This window comes from Streptomyces sp. NH27, from assembly GCF_056859195.1.
Map to the genome: position 1 here is coordinate 1 of NZ_JACEGK010000956.1, position 1,273 is coordinate 1,273.

General features: G+C 73.9%; 2 protein-coding genes. Both read right to left on the reverse strand.

Annotated elements, in window-relative coordinates; all coding sequences use genetic code 11:
* Positions 1–26: 26 nt before the first annotated feature.
* A complete protein-coding gene (locus tag AC13HU_RS37375) occupies positions 27–980 on the reverse strand; it encodes a decaprenyl-phosphate phosphoribosyltransferase (RefSeq protein ID WP_483046452.1) in 954 nt (317 codons plus the stop codon).
* Positions 977–1,273, reverse strand: a 297-nt coding sequence (locus tag AC13HU_RS37380; RefSeq protein WP_483046453.1) for a phosphatase PAP2 family protein, incomplete at its 5' end; no start/stop codon positions are given. The genes AC13HU_RS37380 and AC13HU_RS37375, both read right to left, overlap by 4 nt.

The following is a 1,273-nucleotide window of genomic DNA, read 5'->3' on the forward strand; positions in this document are numbered from 1 at the left end:
CCCCACGACCCACCCCACCTGCCGCCTCACGAGTTGACCACCGCGAGCACGTACAACGCGCTCCAGGCCAGCGCGATCACCAGCAGCGGGCGGTCGCGCAGCACCACGTCCTCGGGTTCGCCGGCAGCGCCGACATCGGCGAAGACCGCGTAGCGCAGCACCGACAGGGTGAAGGGGATCATCGACAACTGCCGCCAGGGCAGCAGGCCGTGCTCGCCGCCGCTGCTCTCCAGCGCCCACAGGCAGTAGGCCAGCACGGCCACGCCCGCCGCGAGCTGCCACACGAACCGCAGATAGCCGATGGTGTACTCGCCGAGCAGCGCGCGGGTGGCGGTGAGGTCGCCGTCGCGCTGCGACATCAGGACGAGTTCGGAGTACCGCTTGGCGGCGACCATGAACAGCGCGCCGAAGCCGGAGGTGATCAGGAACCAGCGGGAGAGGTCGATGTTCAGGGCGAGCCCGCCGGCCATGGCCCGCATCAGGAAGCCGGTGGTGACGATGACGAGGTCGACCACGAGCATGTGCTTCAGCCGCAGGCAGTAGGCGAGTTGCATGAGCACGTACGCGGCGAGCAGCGCGGCGGTGTGGCCGTTGCAGACGAGCGCGCCCACGGCGGGGGCGAGGACGGCGAGCAGGCCGCCCGCGATGTAGGCGACGGGGACCGGGACCTGGCCGCTGGCGACCGGGCGGCAGCACTTCACCGGGTGGGCCCGGTCCGCTTCGGCGTCACGGGCGTCGTTGATCAGGTAGACCGCGGCCGAGCAGGCGATGAAGAGCACCAGCGCGGTCGCCAGCCGTATCGCCTCGTCGAGGTCCAGCAGCCGTGCGGCGGCGAACGGCGCGGCGAGCACCAGCCCGTTCTTCACCCACTGCCGGGGCCGGGCGGCCCGCAGCAGGCCGGCGGCGACGGTCCAGCCGGTACCGGGAGCGGCGAGCGCCGACGGCGCCGACTGCTCGATGACGGCGGCGGGTTCACTCATCGCACACCCCTGTGGGTCCAGTCGCGCCCGAGGCGGGCGGTGGTCGCGCCGAGCAGCGCGCCGAAGGCGACATCGGTCGGGTAATGGACGCCCGCGACCAGCCGGGACAGGCAGACCGCGGTCGCGAGCGGGCGGAAGGGCGCGGCCGGGGCGAGCGCGCCGAAGGCGAGCGCGGCCGCGACGGAGGAGGCGGCGTGCGAGCTGGGGAAGCTGTGCCGTCCGGCGGTACGCACCAGGGGCGCGGCGCCGGGCGGGAGCTGCGGGCGCGGGCGGCGCACCACGCGCTTGACGGC

Coding starts and splice junctions, on each gene's coding strand:
- AC13HU_RS37375 (WP_483046452.1), bottom strand. CDS start 980: ATGAGTGAACCCGCCGCCGTCATCGAGCAGTCGGCGCCGTCGGCGCTC.